The 14,427-nt window shown below is 40.2% G+C and carries 18 protein-coding genes and 1 tRNA gene; 7 read left to right on the top strand and 12 right to left on the bottom strand.

What is annotated here, in order from left to right; all coding sequences use genetic code 11:
* Nucleotides 1-188: 188 nt before the first annotated feature.
* From feoB to KZP23_RS04930, 3 genes are all read right to left on the bottom strand, one after another.
* Entirely contained in the window at nucleotides 189-2,330 is a 2,142-nt protein-coding gene (gene feoB, locus KZP23_RS04940) for a ferrous iron transport protein B (protein WP_226334992.1), read from the bottom strand.
* Nucleotides 2,331-2,336: 6 nt separating this feature from the next.
* The gene (locus KZP23_RS04935) at nucleotides 2,337-2,564 is read right to left on the bottom strand and encodes a FeoA family protein (protein ID WP_226334991.1); all 228 of its coding nucleotides are present in this window, start codon (nucleotides 2,562-2,564) and stop codon (nucleotides 2,337-2,339) included.
* Nucleotides 2,565-2,714: 150 nt separating this feature from the next.
* Entirely contained in the window at nucleotides 2,715-3,329 is a 615-nt protein-coding gene (locus KZP23_RS04930; protein WP_226334990.1) for a methyltransferase domain-containing protein, read from the bottom strand.
* 263 nt (nucleotides 3,330-3,592) lie between these two features.
* On the opposite strand from KZP23_RS04930, the gene KZP23_RS04925 reads away from it, so the two are divergent.
* From KZP23_RS04925 to KZP23_RS04915, 3 genes are read left to right on the top strand one after another with little or no spacing between them, the layout of a single operon-like run.
* Nucleotides 3,593-4,963, top strand: coding sequence for an exopolysaccharide biosynthesis polyprenyl glycosylphosphotransferase (locus KZP23_RS04925; RefSeq protein ID WP_226334989.1), 1,371 nt, complete (start codon nucleotides 3,593-3,595; stop codon nucleotides 4,961-4,963).
* Between the two features lies 1 nt (nucleotide 4,964).
* Nucleotides 4,965-5,237: a hypothetical protein gene (locus KZP23_RS04920; protein ID WP_226334988.1), complete on the top strand. Its 273-nt coding sequence runs from the start codon at nucleotides 4,965-4,967 to the stop codon at nucleotides 5,235-5,237.
* Nucleotides 5,216-5,896 carry a class I SAM-dependent methyltransferase gene (locus tag KZP23_RS04915; RefSeq protein ID WP_226334987.1) on the top strand — a complete coding sequence of 227 codons (681 nt, stop codon included), beginning with the start codon at nucleotides 5,216-5,218 and terminating at the stop codon, nucleotides 5,894-5,896. Before KZP23_RS04920 ends, KZP23_RS04915 begins: the two co-directional genes overlap by 22 nt.
* Here KZP23_RS04915 and KZP23_RS04910 read toward each other — a convergent pair.
* The gene (locus tag KZP23_RS04910; RefSeq protein WP_226334986.1) at nucleotides 5,893-6,807 is read right to left on the bottom strand and encodes a universal stress protein; all 915 of its coding nucleotides are present in this window, start codon (nucleotides 6,805-6,807) and stop codon (nucleotides 5,893-5,895) included. The two genes, KZP23_RS04915 and KZP23_RS04910, sit on opposite strands and share 4 nt — an antisense overlap.
* Before the next feature lie 187 nt (nucleotides 6,808-6,994).
* Here KZP23_RS04910 and KZP23_RS04905 point away from each other — a divergent pair, with 187 nt between their 5' ends.
* Nucleotides 6,995-7,552 (top strand): 2'-5' RNA ligase family protein, encoded by a 558-nt coding sequence (locus tag KZP23_RS04905; protein ID WP_226334985.1) that lies wholly within the window; start codon nucleotides 6,995-6,997, stop codon nucleotides 7,550-7,552.
* Between the two features lie 49 nt (nucleotides 7,553-7,601).
* Here KZP23_RS04905 and rplS read toward each other — a convergent pair whose 3' ends face one another.
* The 4 genes from rplS to KZP23_RS04885 all read right to left on the bottom strand — a co-directional run bounded on the left by rplS (nucleotide 7,602) and on the right by KZP23_RS04885 (nucleotide 9,859).
* The gene (gene rplS, locus KZP23_RS04900) at nucleotides 7,602-7,967 is read right to left on the bottom strand and encodes a 50S ribosomal protein L19 (RefSeq protein WP_186757013.1); all 366 of its coding nucleotides are present in this window, start codon (nucleotides 7,965-7,967) and stop codon (nucleotides 7,602-7,604) included.
* A gap of 96 nt (nucleotides 7,968-8,063) precedes the next feature.
* On the bottom strand, nucleotides 8,064-8,753 hold the full coding sequence (gene trmD / locus KZP23_RS04895; protein WP_226334984.1) for a tRNA (guanosine(37)-N1)-methyltransferase TrmD: 690 nt from the start codon (nucleotides 8,751-8,753) through the stop codon (nucleotides 8,064-8,066).
* 3 nt (nucleotides 8,754-8,756) lie between these two features.
* The gene (gene rimM, locus KZP23_RS04890) at nucleotides 8,757-9,287 is read right to left on the bottom strand and encodes a ribosome maturation factor RimM (RefSeq protein WP_226334983.1); all 531 of its coding nucleotides are present in this window, start codon (nucleotides 9,285-9,287) and stop codon (nucleotides 8,757-8,759) included.
* A gap of 14 nt (nucleotides 9,288-9,301) precedes the next feature.
* On the bottom strand, nucleotides 9,302-9,859 hold the full coding sequence (locus tag KZP23_RS04885; protein ID WP_186757010.1) for a 30S ribosomal protein S16: 558 nt from the start codon (nucleotides 9,857-9,859) through the stop codon (nucleotides 9,302-9,304).
* 368 nt (nucleotides 9,860-10,227) lie between these two features.
* Here KZP23_RS04885 and KZP23_RS04880 point away from each other — a divergent pair, with 368 nt between their 5' ends.
* Together KZP23_RS04880 and KZP23_RS04875 are read left to right on the top strand one after the other, a co-directional pair.
* The gene (locus KZP23_RS04880) at nucleotides 10,228-10,383 is read left to right on the top strand and encodes a GIY-YIG nuclease family protein (protein WP_262904782.1); all 156 of its coding nucleotides are present in this window, start codon (nucleotides 10,228-10,230) and stop codon (nucleotides 10,381-10,383) included.
* Between the two features lie 9 nt (nucleotides 10,384-10,392).
* Nucleotides 10,393-10,464, top strand: a tRNA-Arg gene (locus tag KZP23_RS04875).
* Here KZP23_RS04875 and KZP23_RS04870 read toward each other — a convergent pair.
* From KZP23_RS04870 to KZP23_RS04855, 4 genes are all read right to left on the bottom strand, one after another.
* A complete protein-coding gene (locus KZP23_RS04870) occupies nucleotides 10,427-11,989 on the bottom strand; it encodes a recombinase family protein (RefSeq protein WP_226336483.1) in 1,563 nt (520 codons plus the stop codon). The genes KZP23_RS04875 and KZP23_RS04870 overlap by 38 nt on opposite strands.
* On the bottom strand, nucleotides 11,964-12,131 hold the full coding sequence (locus KZP23_RS04865; RefSeq protein ID WP_015265179.1) for a hypothetical protein: 168 nt from the start codon (nucleotides 12,129-12,131) through the stop codon (nucleotides 11,964-11,966). The genes KZP23_RS04870 and KZP23_RS04865 overlap by 26 nt, the downstream gene beginning before the upstream one ends.
* Nucleotides 12,132-12,236: 105 nt before the next feature.
* The gene (locus KZP23_RS04860) at nucleotides 12,237-12,698 is read right to left on the bottom strand and encodes a JAB domain-containing protein (protein WP_226334982.1); all 462 of its coding nucleotides are present in this window, start codon (nucleotides 12,696-12,698) and stop codon (nucleotides 12,237-12,239) included.
* A 348-nt stretch (nucleotides 12,699-13,046) separates the two neighbouring features.
* Nucleotides 13,047-14,111, bottom strand: coding sequence for a DUF932 domain-containing protein (locus KZP23_RS04855; RefSeq protein ID WP_226334981.1), 1,065 nt, complete (start codon nucleotides 14,109-14,111; stop codon nucleotides 13,047-13,049).
* Here KZP23_RS04855 and KZP23_RS04850 point away from each other — a divergent pair.
* Nucleotides 14,094-14,423 (top strand): hypothetical protein, encoded by a 330-nt coding sequence (locus KZP23_RS04850; protein WP_226334980.1) that lies wholly within the window; start codon nucleotides 14,094-14,096, stop codon nucleotides 14,421-14,423. The genes KZP23_RS04855 and KZP23_RS04850 overlap by 18 nt on opposite strands.
* Nucleotides 14,424-14,427: the final 4 nt, after the last annotated feature.

Genomic DNA, 14,427 nt, shown 5'->3' with positions numbered 1-14,427 from the left:
ATTTCCCACAGCCACAGTCTAAGGCATTAGATTTTTTTGGTATGGCATATTGATAAATTTTCCAGCCAATGATACCAATAAACAATGCAAATACGATAATTTCCTGCCACATTTTTTTCTGCTGTTTACGGCTGAAGGCTAATTGCCTAAAGCCAGAAATTTATTAATCCACAACTTTTTCTTTATGATCAACTCAGAAATTGGTAAACAGCCCAAGCAGATACATAAGCCAGTGCAGTCATATAAACTGTCTGGATAATAGGCCATTTCCAGCCTTTTGTTTCTCTATAAACTACTGCCAAGGTACTCATACATTGCATGGCAAAGGCATAGAATACGATAAGGGAAAAGGCAGTGGCCAAGTTAAATACTTTCTCACCCGTTTGAGGATTGACTTCTGATTCCAATTTTTGCTGTATGGTCAATTCATCTTCCACATCAGTTCCTACGCTATATAGGGTGGCAATGGTAGAGACAAATACCTCTCTTGCTGCAAATGAAGTGATTAGGGCTATTCCAATTTTCCAATCATAACCCAATGGTTTAATGGTAGGTTCTATGAACTTGCCCATTATTCCTATATACGAGGATTCCAATTCTGCCGATGCCAATTGACTTTGGTAATCATCTTGAACTTCTTGGGGAGCAGTGTTTGCAGGTACCTCAATATTTGCAATGGCTTCTTCCCGTGCACTAGAGGGGCCATAGGAGGCAAGTACCCAAAGTATGACCGAAATGGTCAAAATAACTTTTCCGGCGGCAAAGACAAAAGTCTTGGATTTGGAATACATTGTAATCAGCACATCCTTCCATCTTGGCAGTCTATATAAAGGCATTTCTACCATTAAATAGCTTTTCTCTTTAAAGTTCAGAATGAGTTTTAGAATCCATGAAGTAAAGAGTACAGCCACAATTCCCAATAAATACATGCCCAATAAGGCAAGGGCCTGCATATTAAATGGGCCTATATATGATTCTGGCACTGCAATTCCTATCAGAATAACATAAACAGGTAGTCTTGCAGAGCAACTCATCAATGGCGTAACCATAATGGTAATCAGACGATCTTTCCAGTTGCCGATATTTCTGGTGGCCATGATTCCTGGGATGGCACAGGCGATGCCAGATATCAAAGGCACCACGCTTTTTCCGTTCAGACCAAAAGGACGCATGATCCTGTCCATCAGAAAAACTACCCTGGACATATATCCGGTGTCTTCTAAAATGCCCAAGAAGGCAAATAGCAGTGCGATTTGTGGTATAAATATGACCACTCCACCAATTCCTGGAATAATTCCTTCCGTAATCAGGTCGGTCAATACCCCGGCAGGAAGAAGTTTGGCAACGGCAGCGCTGAGTGAAGCAAAAAAGCCATCAATCAAATCCATGGGGACTGCTGACCAGGCAAATACTGCTTGAAATATGACTAATAGGATTCCTGTAAAAATGGCGTAACCTCCTATTTTGTGTAGGAATATACTGTCAAGTTTATCTGTTAATCGTTTTCTTCCCAAGTCAGTTTTCTGCAAAGCGGTTTCCAGAATGGACTGAATACCTTTGTAGCGCTGCTGGGTTTCTTCTAGCTGAGTCTTTTTGATATCAAATCCAGATAACTCTAATTGGTTTGTCAACCATTCTCTCTGTGTTTCATCCAAGAGTGGTTCATTTTCATGGAAACGAATCAGCTGATAGGCTTGGTAAGTGTTGTCCAGTTGGAATTTCTCTTGAATAGCTAAAGAAAGCTCTTTTGGTAATAGCTCTTGGATGTTTAAAAAAGGGCTGGGTTTTTCAAACATCTTTTGTTCAATCAAGTCAGAAATACCCTTGATCCCCTTATTGCTTCTGGCATTTGACTGGATGATAGGAACTCCTAAAGCCTGATAAAGGGCATGTGTTTTCACTTTTATACCTTGTTCCTCTGCCGCATCTTCCATGTTGAGAACGACCGCCATAGGCAGGCCGAGATCCATGATTTGGGTAACCAAGAAGAGCCCTCTTTCCATACTGGACATGTCCACTACTGCCAGGACAAAGTCAGGTTTGTTCTCTTTATCCAAGCCATTCAAGACCCTATGGACAATTACTTCATCCTCTGAATTGGGATAAATGCTGTAAGTTCCTGGGAGATCCAAAATGGTGGCCTCTCTTTGACCAAGTTTTATATGAGCAAATCGCTTGTCTACGGTCACACCAGGGTAATTGCCGACTTTTTGACGTAGTCCGGTTAGCCTATTGAAAATGGTGGTCTTGCCCACATTTGGGTTTCCTATAAGTGCAACCGTAAAGGTCGATTGCTGGGTAGAGGGGGCGGGTGTTAGTACTTCAGGCATAAAAGATCAATTTTCTAATTTCACATTGATAAGGCTTGCCTCGGATTTTCTAAGGGCAATGACTGTGTTTTCCAATTTGAAAGCCAAAGGGTCCTTAAGAGGTGCTTTTTGTAAAAGGGAAATACGTTTTCCTGGTAAAAACCCCATTTCCATTAAATGTAAGGTCAATTCACTAGGGGTGATACTATCGATCACAGCCATTTTTCCTTGCTCTATTTTATCCGCCGTACTCATATTGATGAAATTAGATTAAATCTAAATTGTTGCAAAATTAACGGAAAAAGATCAGAATTCGTTCTTATTTTACTGAAAACTTCCCCCTTTTTTGTTGAGTGGTTAATTAAAAAAGACTTCAGATTTATAAGGCTTTAGCTGAAAGGGGATTTATAGATTATGGGCGTAAAAGGATTTATTTAGTCCAATGAACTTTTCGTGATGAATAGTACTGGTAGGAAACAATTGTCTCATCTCATTTTCAGAAATTAGTCTGATTTCATCTATGTATTGTTGTGCTTGTTTTGAGTCCCACTTTTTAAAGCGACTTAATTTGGTTTTGGTGAGAATGACAAAGCCCAAGGATTTTGGGTAGAATTGAAAATAAGGGAGGGCATAATGAGGTTCCAAAAAGAAATACTTATTGGGTGTTTGCACAAAATGTTTCTTTCCAACTCGTCTTATTTCTTTGGCCATTAAAACTTGGTTGTCCCAAGTATAAAGATGTTCTATTACAGAGTTAGAAAAGACCAAATCGATAGAATTATCTTCAAATTCAGACAAGTTGGTCGCATCACCAGCCATGCTTTGGATATGGGGAGTCGAAACGGGTTCCTTGGACAAATTGAGGATAATGACATCAACATTTCCCGATTGGAGGATTTTTTGGTCTTTCCAAAAGTTTTCTGTGCCTCCTAAATCCAATATTTTTATTTTCTCGTAATTCTTAAAAGTGTCCCAAAAAAGCTGATTAAATAATTCAAACCTTGCTTTACGAAATTTCATTCCTAAGGATTCAGGGTGATTTGAGGATGCAAGTAAGGATTTTATTTTGGTTATCATGTTTGTGGGATGTTAAGCTGACAATGTAAAATTATTTTAACAGATATTTAATGCTGATTAAAAAAGATTTTTTTATAATTTTACAAGACTTTAATGAAAAATAAGACTATTTGATCAATAAAGAGCATAGGCAATTTTTTACAACGAGAAGAAATGGTATTTAAATTGCTTTAGCCTTGCGGAATTTATAAGTAGGAAAAATTTTTATGGCAAGACGGTTTTACAAATATTTCCCTTGGTTATTTGTTTTGGGTGATGGATTAGTGGTGGTGTTATCATTGATATTGACTCACTTGGTCGTTTCAAGTTACGTTTTTGTAGATAATATGAATACCGGACTTTATGGTGTTTATATATTGATTTGGTTGTTATTGATTATATATAGAAAAGACTATAAAGTAGGGAGGACCACAGATTATATTTTTACATTACAGAAATTATTTGGCTCTTTATTGTGGTTTTTTTCGATAATTTCCGTGTTATGGATTGCTTTTCAGGCTTATCATTTGAGCAGGCTGTTTCTGCTTGTTAATGCAGGTGCAATGCTGTCTCTTTTGAGTGTTTACAGGGTTTCAGTTCATATAGTACTTAAGCAGTATCGTTCCAGGGGTGGGAACTATAGAAATGCGGTGATTATAGGAAAGGGAGGTACAAGTTACAAACTGGCGAAAGTATTTCAGCATAGAAAAGATTTTGGTATCAATTTTCTGGGCTATTATGACGATATAAGCTCTTGTATGGAAACTAGGGGTAGCTTGGCTGATTTTTTCAGGGATGTAAAAGAAATGGATTTGGATTTGATTTATATCAATGAAAAACTAGAGATGTCCACTATGAAAAAGATCATCAACTATGCTGATGAACATTATATAAAGGTCAAGGTAATTCCTGGGGGGAATCTACAGTTGGAAAAGAAACTCTCTTTTTCCAAGTATGGTGATTTTTTTGTCATCAATATCAATGCTATACCGTTGGACAGTGCCTTGAATAGGGTAAGCAAAAGAGCTTTTGATATTCTTTTTTCATTATTTGTAACCGTTTTTATCCTTAGTTGGATGATTCCTTTAGTAGGTTTGTTGATAAAACTGGAGTCTAAAGGTCCCATCTTCTTTATACAGAAAAGAAATGGGGAGAATAATAGGGTTTTTAAATGTTTGAAATTTAGGTCGATGACCCCTAATGATTATGCAGATACTCATCAGGCTGTTAAGAATGACCCAAGGATTACTCGAATAGGCACTTTCTTAAGAAGTTCATCATTGGACGAAATGCCCCAATTCCTGAATGTGCTTATTGGCGATATGTCGATAGTAGGTCCAAGGCCACATACTGTTCCAATGAATGAAAATTTCCGTACTCAAATAGAAAAGTATAATGCCCGTCATAAGATAAAGCCGGGGATAACAGGTCTTGCGCAAGTAAAAGGGTATAGAGGAGAAATTATTAAGCCATACCAAATTAGATCGAGGGTTCGTCTGGATTATTTTTATATCCAAAATTGGACACTTTGGATGGACCTTGAAATCGTTTTTAAGACTATTCGTGAGCTTGGCTTTAACAGAGAGGATGTCTATTAGTATGGCAGAAGTTAAAGAGGCTACCTGCAGGCTTTGTGGAAATAAGGATGGCAATACAATATTTCCTGTGAAGGAGATGATGTTTGGCTGTCAGGAAATTTTTGATTACGTAGAATGTGGTAGGTGTAAATCAATTCAGATTGTTACTATTCCAGAAGATTTAGCTAGATATTATCCTGATAATTATTATTCATTGGGTGAAATTAACTATTCGAATAGCATTAAGAAGATTTTAAGACCATTAGGGGAACATTGTTTAAATGGACAAAACTAAACTTTCTTAAACATTATCATTATGGAGATTGGCTTGAAGAGCTTAATCTTCCTTTTAATAGTAAAATTGGAGATATTGGTTGTGGTAATGGACAACTGTTATATGAATGGTCTATGTCAGGGTACACTTCCTTAATAGGAATTGATCCATTTATTGCAAACAGTAAGCGGATAAATAGCCAATTAAGATTACTGAAAAAATCAATTTTCGATATCGATGAAAAGTTTGATTGTCTTATGATGCATCATTCCTTTGAACATATGGAGGATCCTGAGAAGGTGCTTGATAAGGCTTTTGAATTGTTGAATTCAGGAGGTCAACTGCTAATAAGAATTCCTTTGGCCGATAAGGAGGCTTGGAGAAAGTTTGGTGCAGATTGGGTTCAATTGGATGCGCCAAGACATATTTATCTCCATAGTGAATCATCAGTAAGGGATCTGGCAGAAAGCGCTGGATTTATTTTGAGAAAAACTGTATTTGATAGTACTCCTTTTCAATTTTGGGGTAGTGAATTAAGTAAAAAGGGTATTTCGTATCATAAGGCTAAATTGGATAAACTTTTTTCAAAAGGGCAATTGGATGAGTATAAAAAAATATCCCTCCAGTTAAACAAAGAGGGACAAGGAGATCAGGCCTGTTTTTATTTTGTAAAGGCTTAGATATTCAGTAGTGCCTCGATAAAGCTCATGTTTTCACCTTTCTTTTTGATTACCAGCATGGGGATCTTATAATTGATATGGACCAGTTTTTCCGTTACACTGCCGAGTAAAATTGCAGCCGAGTCACTTCTCCCTCTACTGCCAATTACCACCATGTCTGCTTCATGCCTTAATGCAGCGTCCATAATATGGTCAGCACTGGACTGATTCCCTTTTAAAATAAAATCGCATGGATGCTTTTCTATTTTATGTTTTTCCACCATTGCATTAAATTCCTTTTGGGCATTTTTGAGCATTATCTCGGCAAATTCCTCATATGTCTTACCAGTTTTGTGATAGCCAATGGGCACTTCATAAACGTGCAAGTACTGGATTGCGGCATTGTTATTTGATTTGATGAATTTTTCCACCTTCTCAAGTACTACCTCGGTATGCTTCGAGAAATCAATGGGAACGATGAACTTTTTGAATTCATTGTCTGACATGTCTTCGGTAAGGAATAGTACGGAATTAGGGGCCTTTTGCGCTATTCTTTTGGGTAATGCTCCACTTCCCTTGAGTTCCTTTTTGCGACCCATTATGATATAATCAATATTTTTGATTTTGGACCACCTCAGTAATTTTTCTATGGGATGGCCTTCTTCTGCGGTCACTTCTATTTTTACCTCAGTAGGTAAATTTAAGGATTTGACTTTGTTCAGGATCTCTTTCTCTATGCTCTCATCGATTGGAGCCAATAAATTAGGATAAGTGCTAGCGATATCTTCGGGAAGTGCTAAGTCTTCCGCTATATGCATAAAATAGATTTTTTCCAGATTTAAAAGTTGAATGACTTTATGGGTGTTTTCAAGTATAACTTGGTCCATCTGGGTAAGATCCAAGCCTATTAAAGCGGTATTTCGTTTTTCCATGAGTAAGGATTAATGGATTTGTAACAATTTAATAGATAGAATTCAGCTTAGAAAGCAATTGGGGATAATTGTAAGGATTAATATTCTGAGCGGATTAAATGTTAAATTTGAAAGATGATTTTAATCATTGATTAGGTGTAGTTGCCAATATGAACACTAATAAATTGCTTATGTGATGGCTAAATCAATGCAGAAATATTTCCTTGCCCTAGTTCCTGATGAAGGGATTCAGGAAGAGGCGGTACAGATTAAAGAAAAGGTCAAGGAAATGTATAATGCCAAACATGCCTTAAAGTCTCCAGCCCATGTGACTTTGAAAATGCCTTTTGTTTGGAATGAGCGAAAAGAGGAGAAGTTGTCGATGCTGCTTTCTGGCTTTTTTAGCGGCTATCAGTCATTTCCAATTGTATTTAAGGGCATAGGTAGGTTTGGGAGGAGGATCATGTATGCCAGGGTGAGTCATGGGCCTGAATTGCCTGTTTTGCAGGAAGAACTTAAGCGGTTTTGCAGGAGGGATTTAAAATTGAATGAAGAATTGAGTGATAAGGCTTATACACCGCATATGACTTTGGTGTATAGTGATCTAAAGGACAGGTTTTTTGATGAATGTTGGGGGTGGATTAAAGAGAAAGGTTTTTATGGAGAAATGCAGGTCAAGAAGGTCGCACTGCTTAAAAAGAAGGATTACCGCTGGACGGTGCTTAGGGAGTTTGAATTGAGCGGAGAGTCTAAAAGTGAGCGTTAAAACAAAAAGGGATCCCTGTATGGATCCCTTTTGTTATTCAAATGAAGGATTATTTCTTCACGTGGATTTTTTCTTTTACTCTTGCAGCCTTTCCTTGACGACCTCTTAGGTAGTAAAGTCTAGCTCTTCTTACTTTACCAGATCTCAATAGTTCGATTTTTTCGATGCTTGGACCTAGGATAGGGAAGATTCTTTCAACACCGATACCGCTAGAGATTTTTCTTACAGTGAAAGTTTCACCGTTGGAGTTTACATTCTTTCTCTGAATTACGGTACCTTGGAACTGCTGGATACGCTCTTTGTTACCCTCTTTAATTCTAACGTGAACGTTGATCGTATCTCCTGCCTTGAAAGAAGGGAACTTAGCTCTTACGTCTTTGTATTCCTCTTCTACAATTTTAAGTAGTTCGCTCATATCTTTATATTTATGTGCTTATCGCAAATTCGAATTGCAAAGGTATGCAATTATCTTTTTTATTCAATTAATTATCAATTATTTACGTTAATCGCCTTATTCGAAGTCTGTACCTTTCAGTAAGTCAGGCCTTCTTTCTTTAGTACGGCGAACCGATTCTTCAAACCTCCAGTTAGCGATCTTTTCATTATGTCCAGAGAGAAGAATCTCAGGTACTTTCATACCATCATATTCTGCTGGTCTGGTGTAGATCGGTGGGGCTAGCAGTCCATCCTGAAATGAATCTGAAAGGGCAGAGGTCTCATCATTGAGTACTCCAGGGATCAGGCGGATCACAGCATCTGCTACTATTGCAGCAGCTAGTTCTCCTCCTGAAAGGACAAAATCTCCAACACTAATTTCTTTGGTGATGTATTTTTGTCTGATCCTTTCATCCACCCCCTTATAATGACCGCAGAGGATCAAAAGGTTTCCTTTCAAGGATAGGGAGTTGGCCATTTGCTGATCAAGTGTTTCACCGTCAGGGGTCATATAGATGATTTCATCGTAGTCTGTTTGGCTTTTGAGTGTTTCTATGCACTTGGCCACTGGTTCTACCATCATCACCATTCCGGCACCACCGCCAAAAGCATAATCATCAACCTGTTTATGTTTATCAGTGGCATAATCCCTAAGGTTGTGGACATTGACTTTTGCCAGTCCCTTTTCTTCCGCTCTTTTTAAGATAGAATGGGAAAAAGGACCTTCTAAAAGCCCAGGGACCACTGTGATAATATCGATCTGCATGGACTAATCCTCCAAATATATTTCAAGTAAGCCTTCCGGCAAACGGCAGAAAACTTTTTTTGCTGCCTTGTCTACCTTGAGAATGACATCATCCTGAATGGGAATCAGTACTTCTTTCCCTTGGTAGTCTAACCCGATCAAATACTGGGTTTGAAGGTCATATATAACTTGCACATTTCCGATTACTCCTCGGGTCTCATCTTCTATTTCAAATCCTACCAGTTCGTGATAATAATATTGATCATCATTAAGCTTTGGTAGGTCTTTGAGCGGAAGGTAGAGTACAGAACCCACAAGGGTTTCTGCAGCATTTTTGTCGTCGTAGCCTTCAAATTTAGCTAAGACTCTGCCGTTTGGCTGAGAGACAAAATGCTCTAAGAAGTATGGTGCCAATCTGTTGTTTTTATCCAAAAAGACATGTTCGATGTCTTCGTAATCTTCAGGATAATCTACATCAAGGACTGCCGTTACTTCTCCTTGGAGTCCATGAACTTTCGCAATGTAACCGATTTGGAAACAGTTTTCTTTGTTCATGGAGAAATGCCTAATTAACCTTGAGTTTCTTCTTCGCTAGATTCAGAAGCATCTCCTTCAGCAGGAGCCTCTTCAGAAGCTTCAGCTTCTTCCGCTGCAGCAGCTGCTTTAGCTTCTTCTTCTCTTTTCTTGATCGCCTCTAGACGAGCTGTGTTTTTAGCTGTTTCAGCATCAAGGGCTTTTTGACGCGCATCAGCTTTTGCTTTAGCCAATTGGTCCATTTTGCCAGTGATAGCTGATTCTTTTTGCTCTTTCCAAGCGTCAAATTTCTTGTCAGCTTCTTCTTGGGAAATAGCACCTTTCAAAACACCAATCTGAAGGTGTTTTTTCAATAATACACCTCTGTAAGAAAGCATAGCTTTTACGGTGTCTGTAGGTTGTGCACCATTCAACAACCATTGTAGAGCGCGCTCATTGTTGATGTTGATAGAAGCAGGGTCAGTGTTCGGGTTATAAGATCCGATTTTTTCGATAAAGCGTCCATCACGTGGAGCTCTTGCATCAGCTACAACTACATCGTAGATGGCCATTCTTTTTCTACCTCTACGTGCTAATCTGATTTTTACTGCCATAGTATATTGATATTTAGTTAATTGATGGATCCCGTCCATCGTAAATTTGGAATGCAAAGATAGCGGATTTATCTTGAAAAGAACAAGTTAGGCTAGGAATATTTGCGGAATAGAAAAAATATGTTTTAAATTGCGGCTCGAAATAAAAGGGAGCTTTCTCCTTGATTTATTGCTTTGGTGGAAAATTCATCTATACAAAGCTGCAAACGTATTGTAAAATGGCCTCGTAGTTCAATGGATAGAATACCTGCCTGCCGGTAGGCAGGGAAGTTTCAAAGACTGTGATAATTTATGTATACAGTTTATGCAATTAAAAGCTTGGTCGATGGAAGGGTTTAATTGGCTTTACAGGAGATCTTGGAAGGAGATTGAGGGAGCATAATGCAGGTAGAACGAAATCAACAAAAGGGTATGTGCCCTGGAAGTTAATTTATAAAGAAGCAGCAGAATCCAGAGTGATTGCAAGAGAAAGGGAGAAATACTGGAAGTCTGGAATTGGCAAAGAAAAATTAAAAAATTTGTAATATCTATATGGCCTCGTAGTTCAATGGATAGAATAGAAGTTTCCTAAACTTTAGATCTAGGTTCGATTCCTAGCGAGGCTACTTCATTGAAAAACCGAGAAAAATCAATTTTTTTTCGGTTTTTATTTTTTGTAACTGACTGATTTACAGTGTAGATATAAAGGGCAATCTGGTTAACATACGGGGTTCGACATTTTTGGCCGTCAAACACCAGTTTTTGGGGAAATATCGAACCCACTACCTGTCTCTTCTCTTTTACCTCCAAAGTATCATATATGTTAACTAACTGACATACAGACTGTAAGGTCTGTTTTAACTTGGGTAAATGGTTCGACTTTTGTTCATTGAGGGTTGTCAGCTTATTTTCCAGCTTTTTGATCTTTTCCTGTGACTCTCTCTTTACTGCGGCAAAGTCATCGGCTTCCATACTTCCTTCGATAAGCAGGTTCCTGGCCTTGGATATCATCTTCTCGAGTCTTTCAATCTCCTCTATATACTGTTTTTTGGTTTTATGACTACTGGAAGTTAATTCACAGTAAACATCCCGAATACAGTCTTTATAGATATCGAGTATATTTTCCTGGGCTTTATATTTGAATAGTTCTTTCCTTACTGCTTTATTTGCGACTTCCGTTCGGAACCTTACGCCACAGGAAGACAAGCAATGGTAGTAATGATAATACCCGCCCTTCGAGCTTTTGGAGGCACTTCCGGTGAGAGGTCTGCCGCATTTATGGCAAACCAGAAATCCCCGGAGGGGGAACTTCTCGTGGGAAATGACCTTTACAGTCCGTTTGCGTTTTTTGCGTTTTCGTCCTTCCAGGACGTCTTGCACATCATTGAACAAGACTTCAGAAATTATACCTTCGTGCTTACCTTCCACCAGGTGCTCTTCTTCCTCTTTGAATGCCTTTATTTTGATCTTTCCGTAATAGATTGGATTTCTGATCATATACCAGAATTGTCCCCTGCTGATGGACAGTCCTTTTTTGTTGACCAGCTTACGGATCTGGTCAGCGGCCAGCTGATCTTCGGCTATTTTTTCAAAGGCCCATTTCACCAGGGACGCCTGGGGTTCTTTTTGAGCAATGATCTTATTGCCATATTCATCCCGGGTATTGATATATCCAATTGGTGCTGTCCCCATATATCGCCCTTCCTTTTTTGCCCGCCGCATTCCCTGTAAGGTGTTGAGCGCCCGTCGGTCATTCTCAACTTCCGGGGCAGCCAGATAAAAGGCCAGCATCATTTTTTGTTCCGGTATGCTCAGGTCGAGGGGCTGTTCGATGGCCTGGATGTCGATCCCCAGTTTGGTAAGTGTAGAAATCATCAGGTAAGCATCGCCGGTATTCCGGCTAAAGCGGTCCCACTTGGTAAAGAGGATCATGTTGGTACTGGTGCGCCGTTTTCTAATTTGGGCAAGAAGCTTTTGCCACTCGGGACGATCAAACGTCCGGGCTGAATAGTCTTCAAAGATGACACGTCCCACCTGAATATTTTGAAATTCGCAATACTTCCGCAACACCTCTTCCTGGTACCTTTGGGAGTATCCTTTGTCGGCCTGTTCATCTGTACTTACCCTAATATAAAGGTCTGCGATCTTCATCTACTTTAAATATCTGATAAACAACTAATTTAGTAATTTTATACATAAAATCCAAAGTTTTCTTTGATTCGTCTAAGTTGATTTTATGGCCATTTTCTTGCAATACTTTTTGTAGTTTTTCGGGTGTTACAGACCTGTTCATGACGGCTATTGTTTTGAATGAGGCTTCAAAATGCCATTATCCTCTGCGATTTATTCACACTGCCACCCGAAGGTATATGCCAAGCTCAGCATAAAAAAGGGGGCTTTACAGCTCCCCGTTATCGGCAAAGGAATAATATCCTTCCCGGGTTATGATCAGGTGGTCCAGTACGGATATATCCAAAAAACTTCCGGCTGCAGCCAGCTTATCGGTCAGGCTTTTATCCGGTTTGCTTTTCTTCAGGGAACCACTGGGGTGATTATGCGCTAAAATTATGGCGTTTGCAGCTGTTTTCAGGGCCACGGCAAAGATCACCCTTGGATCGGCCATTGTCCCGCTTCTTCCACCAACGCTCGCATTAAATATTCCCAGGACCTGGTTAGCGGAATTCAACAGGATCACTTTAAACTCTTCCACAAATTCAATTTGGTCTTTATCCCAGTTTTTCAACAGGAGCTTATAGGCATCTTTACTCGATCCTATTTTAGACCGTTCACTGGCTTTGACCTTATTGCGGTAGGTCAGTTTGACTTCGGCGGCTTTCCATTGATTTTTTGACGTTTCCATAATCTTCTTGATTTAAGTTAAACATGAATTATGGTGCCGCCACAGGCCCTTTGCGAGTAAGGCCATGAGGAAACGGAATAAATGCAGGGCGGAGCCGCCGGGCAAGTGTTTATGCCGTAGTCTCATGTGCCGCCTCCGAGCAAACGGGCCTAACTTTGTACCGTAATTGATGATGAGATTGGAAAGGATGCCCTTTAGCCTTATTGAGGATCGCGTTCTTTTATTTGACATCGCTTTTTCCCGATCAAAAAATGAGTCTTTTCTTTGCTTCTTTCCTGAGATTAAAATAGAAGGTCATCTTCATTAAAAGAGAAGAAAAGCCGGGGCAGGTTACGCCCCGGCCGGGCTTCAGTTTAACGCTTCCTCCCCATGTTTTACGAACTCCCCGCACAGGTTAAATGCCCGTTGTCCTTTGATCTGTGCGGTACCGCCCAGTAGAATGGATTTGGTTTTATCCTCCTCCGATTTAAAGGACCGCACATTTTGAAAATACCCGGTGACGGCGTTGTAAGCCCCAAACACGGTTCCCTTAGTAGTTGGCATTTGTTGAGCTTCGCTCATAAGGGCATAGGCAAAAGCGTCTTCACATTGATTTTTAAAGTTTGTTGAAAGGTCTTCTACCTCACCCCTGTGCAACTTGCCCAGTGTTTCCTTATTGGGTGCCAATGCCTGTTGAATGAGGCGTTTTACCTGTCTGTCGGTGATTTTCACTTTAGCCCACCGGTCAAAGGTTTGCTGCATGGCCTGTGCTGATTGGGTTACGATACCCATGAGCTTGTGTGCCTGCGCCAGTCGTTCTTTCGCCCCGGAAGTGTGCCGAATCCTGACCACCCGGGACAGTTTGCCCATGGCCGCATTCAGCGTGTTTTGACAAACGATCCGCACGGGCGTAAAGGCAGCCGTGATGCTGCCCGTTCCATCGTGGGAGGTGGTCAAAAAGATGTACTGGTCGATAAGGTCGTCCTTTCCTACCCTGATATTGCCGGGCAGTTTGGCGGTGATAAAGATCCGCTCCCCATTCCCGAGGGCTCCGGCGGTTTCATATTTTATCCCTTTGCCTTCCTTGACGATGGCATCGAAAAAGGCGAAGGCATCGGCATTCTGTACCACCTTGTAATCTTTGCCCACTACACCCAATACGGTATGGTTATCTTCCCGCATGGTGGCAAAGTGGGAATGAACGGGCAATGAAAGGTCCTGATGATTCAGACCCTCTTCTCCCACAGCCATTTGGGAGGTGGTGGTAAATAAGGGTGTTTTGATCACCTTATAATCCAGCCCGGCAAATTGGATGGCCTCTTTACTGGTGGGGTAATCTTCCACCACCTGTCCGAGCTTGTGCCATGCGGGCTTCTTCACGGAGAAAAAGCTGTGGCGTCCTGTGCTTTCGTTGAAATGAATGTTGTGTCCCATGATTTTTACATTTTAAGGGTTAAACTTGAATTCATTTCTCTCTGCCTGCTCAAAGAAAAAACTGCTGCAAAACACATTTTTTCAAAAGAAAACCGGCAAAAAGAAAGCACGATAAAAGGGGCGGGATCATGGGCCAAAGGAAACGGAATAAATGAGGGCCATGCGGGCAGGAAGGTGTTTATGCCGTCCCTTTTGCCCCCATTTGCAGCAATCCAGCAGTGCCGCCCCTATCTTCGCTGCGCTTTTTGCCGGTTTTTTGAAAAAAATTGGATGAAAGGTATTCGCTTTACCGATGGAATTTTGCCCCCTTAAGGAA

This window comes from Echinicola marina, from assembly GCF_020463795.1.
GTDB classification, from domain to species: domain Bacteria; phylum Bacteroidota; class Bacteroidia; order Cytophagales; family Cyclobacteriaceae; genus Echinicola; species Echinicola marina.
Note: the sequence above shows the minus strand (reverse complement) of the source record. Positions and strands in the feature narration are given on the sequence as shown.

What these genes read in the sequence shown, in the direction of transcription:
- KZP23_RS04930 (WP_226334990.1), bottom strand. Translation starts at nt 3,329, where the DNA reads ATGAAATTTCGTAAAGCAAGGTTTGAATTATTTAATCAGCTTTTTTGG.
- KZP23_RS04855 (WP_226334981.1), bottom strand. Translation starts at nt 14,111, where the DNA reads ATGGGACACAACATTCATTTCAACGAAAGCACAGGACGCCACAGCTTT.
- KZP23_RS04865 (WP_015265179.1), bottom strand. Translation starts at nt 12,131, where the DNA reads ATGAACAGGTCTGTAACACCCGAAAAACTACAAAAAGTATTGCAAGAA.
- KZP23_RS04885 (WP_186757010.1), bottom strand. Translation starts at nt 9,859, where the DNA reads ATGGCAGTAAAAATCAGATTAGCACGTAGAGGTAGAAAAAGAATGGCC.
- trmD (WP_226334984.1), bottom strand. Translation starts at nt 8,753, where the DNA reads ATGCAGATCGATATTATCACAGTGGTCCCTGGGCTTTTAGAAGGTCCT.
- KZP23_RS04850 (WP_226334980.1), top strand. Translation starts at nt 14,094, where the DNA reads ATGAATGTTGTGTCCCATGATTTTTACATTTTAAGGGTTAAACTTGAA.
- KZP23_RS04910 (WP_226334986.1), bottom strand. Translation starts at nt 6,807, where the DNA reads ATGGAAAAACGAAATACCGCTTTAATAGGCTTGGATCTTACCCAGATG.
- KZP23_RS04935 (WP_226334991.1), bottom strand. Translation starts at nt 2,564, where the DNA reads ATGAGTACGGCGGATAAAATAGAGCAAGGAAAAATGGCTGTGATCGAT.
- feoB (WP_226334992.1), bottom strand. Translation starts at nt 2,330, where the DNA reads ATGCCTGAAGTACTAACACCCGCCCCCTCTACCCAGCAATCGACCTTT.
- rimM (WP_226334983.1), bottom strand. Translation starts at nt 9,287, where the DNA reads ATGAACAAAGAAAACTGTTTCCAAATCGGTTACATTGCGAAAGTTCAT.
- KZP23_RS04905 (WP_226334985.1), top strand. Translation starts at nt 6,995, where the DNA reads ATGCAGAAATATTTCCTTGCCCTAGTTCCTGATGAAGGGATTCAGGAA.
- KZP23_RS04925 (WP_226334989.1), top strand. Translation starts at nt 3,593, where the DNA reads ATGGCAAGACGGTTTTACAAATATTTCCCTTGGTTATTTGTTTTGGGT.
- rplS (WP_186757013.1), bottom strand. Translation starts at nt 7,967, where the DNA reads ATGAGCGAACTACTTAAAATTGTAGAAGAGGAATACAAAGACGTAAGA.
- KZP23_RS04870 (WP_226336483.1), bottom strand. Translation starts at nt 11,989, where the DNA reads ATGAAGATCGCAGACCTTTATATTAGGGTAAGTACAGATGAACAGGCC.
- KZP23_RS04860 (WP_226334982.1), bottom strand. Translation starts at nt 12,698, where the DNA reads ATGGAAACGTCAAAAAATCAATGGAAAGCCGCCGAAGTCAAACTGACC.
- KZP23_RS04920 (WP_226334988.1), top strand. Translation starts at nt 4,965, where the DNA reads ATGGCAGAAGTTAAAGAGGCTACCTGCAGGCTTTGTGGAAATAAGGAT.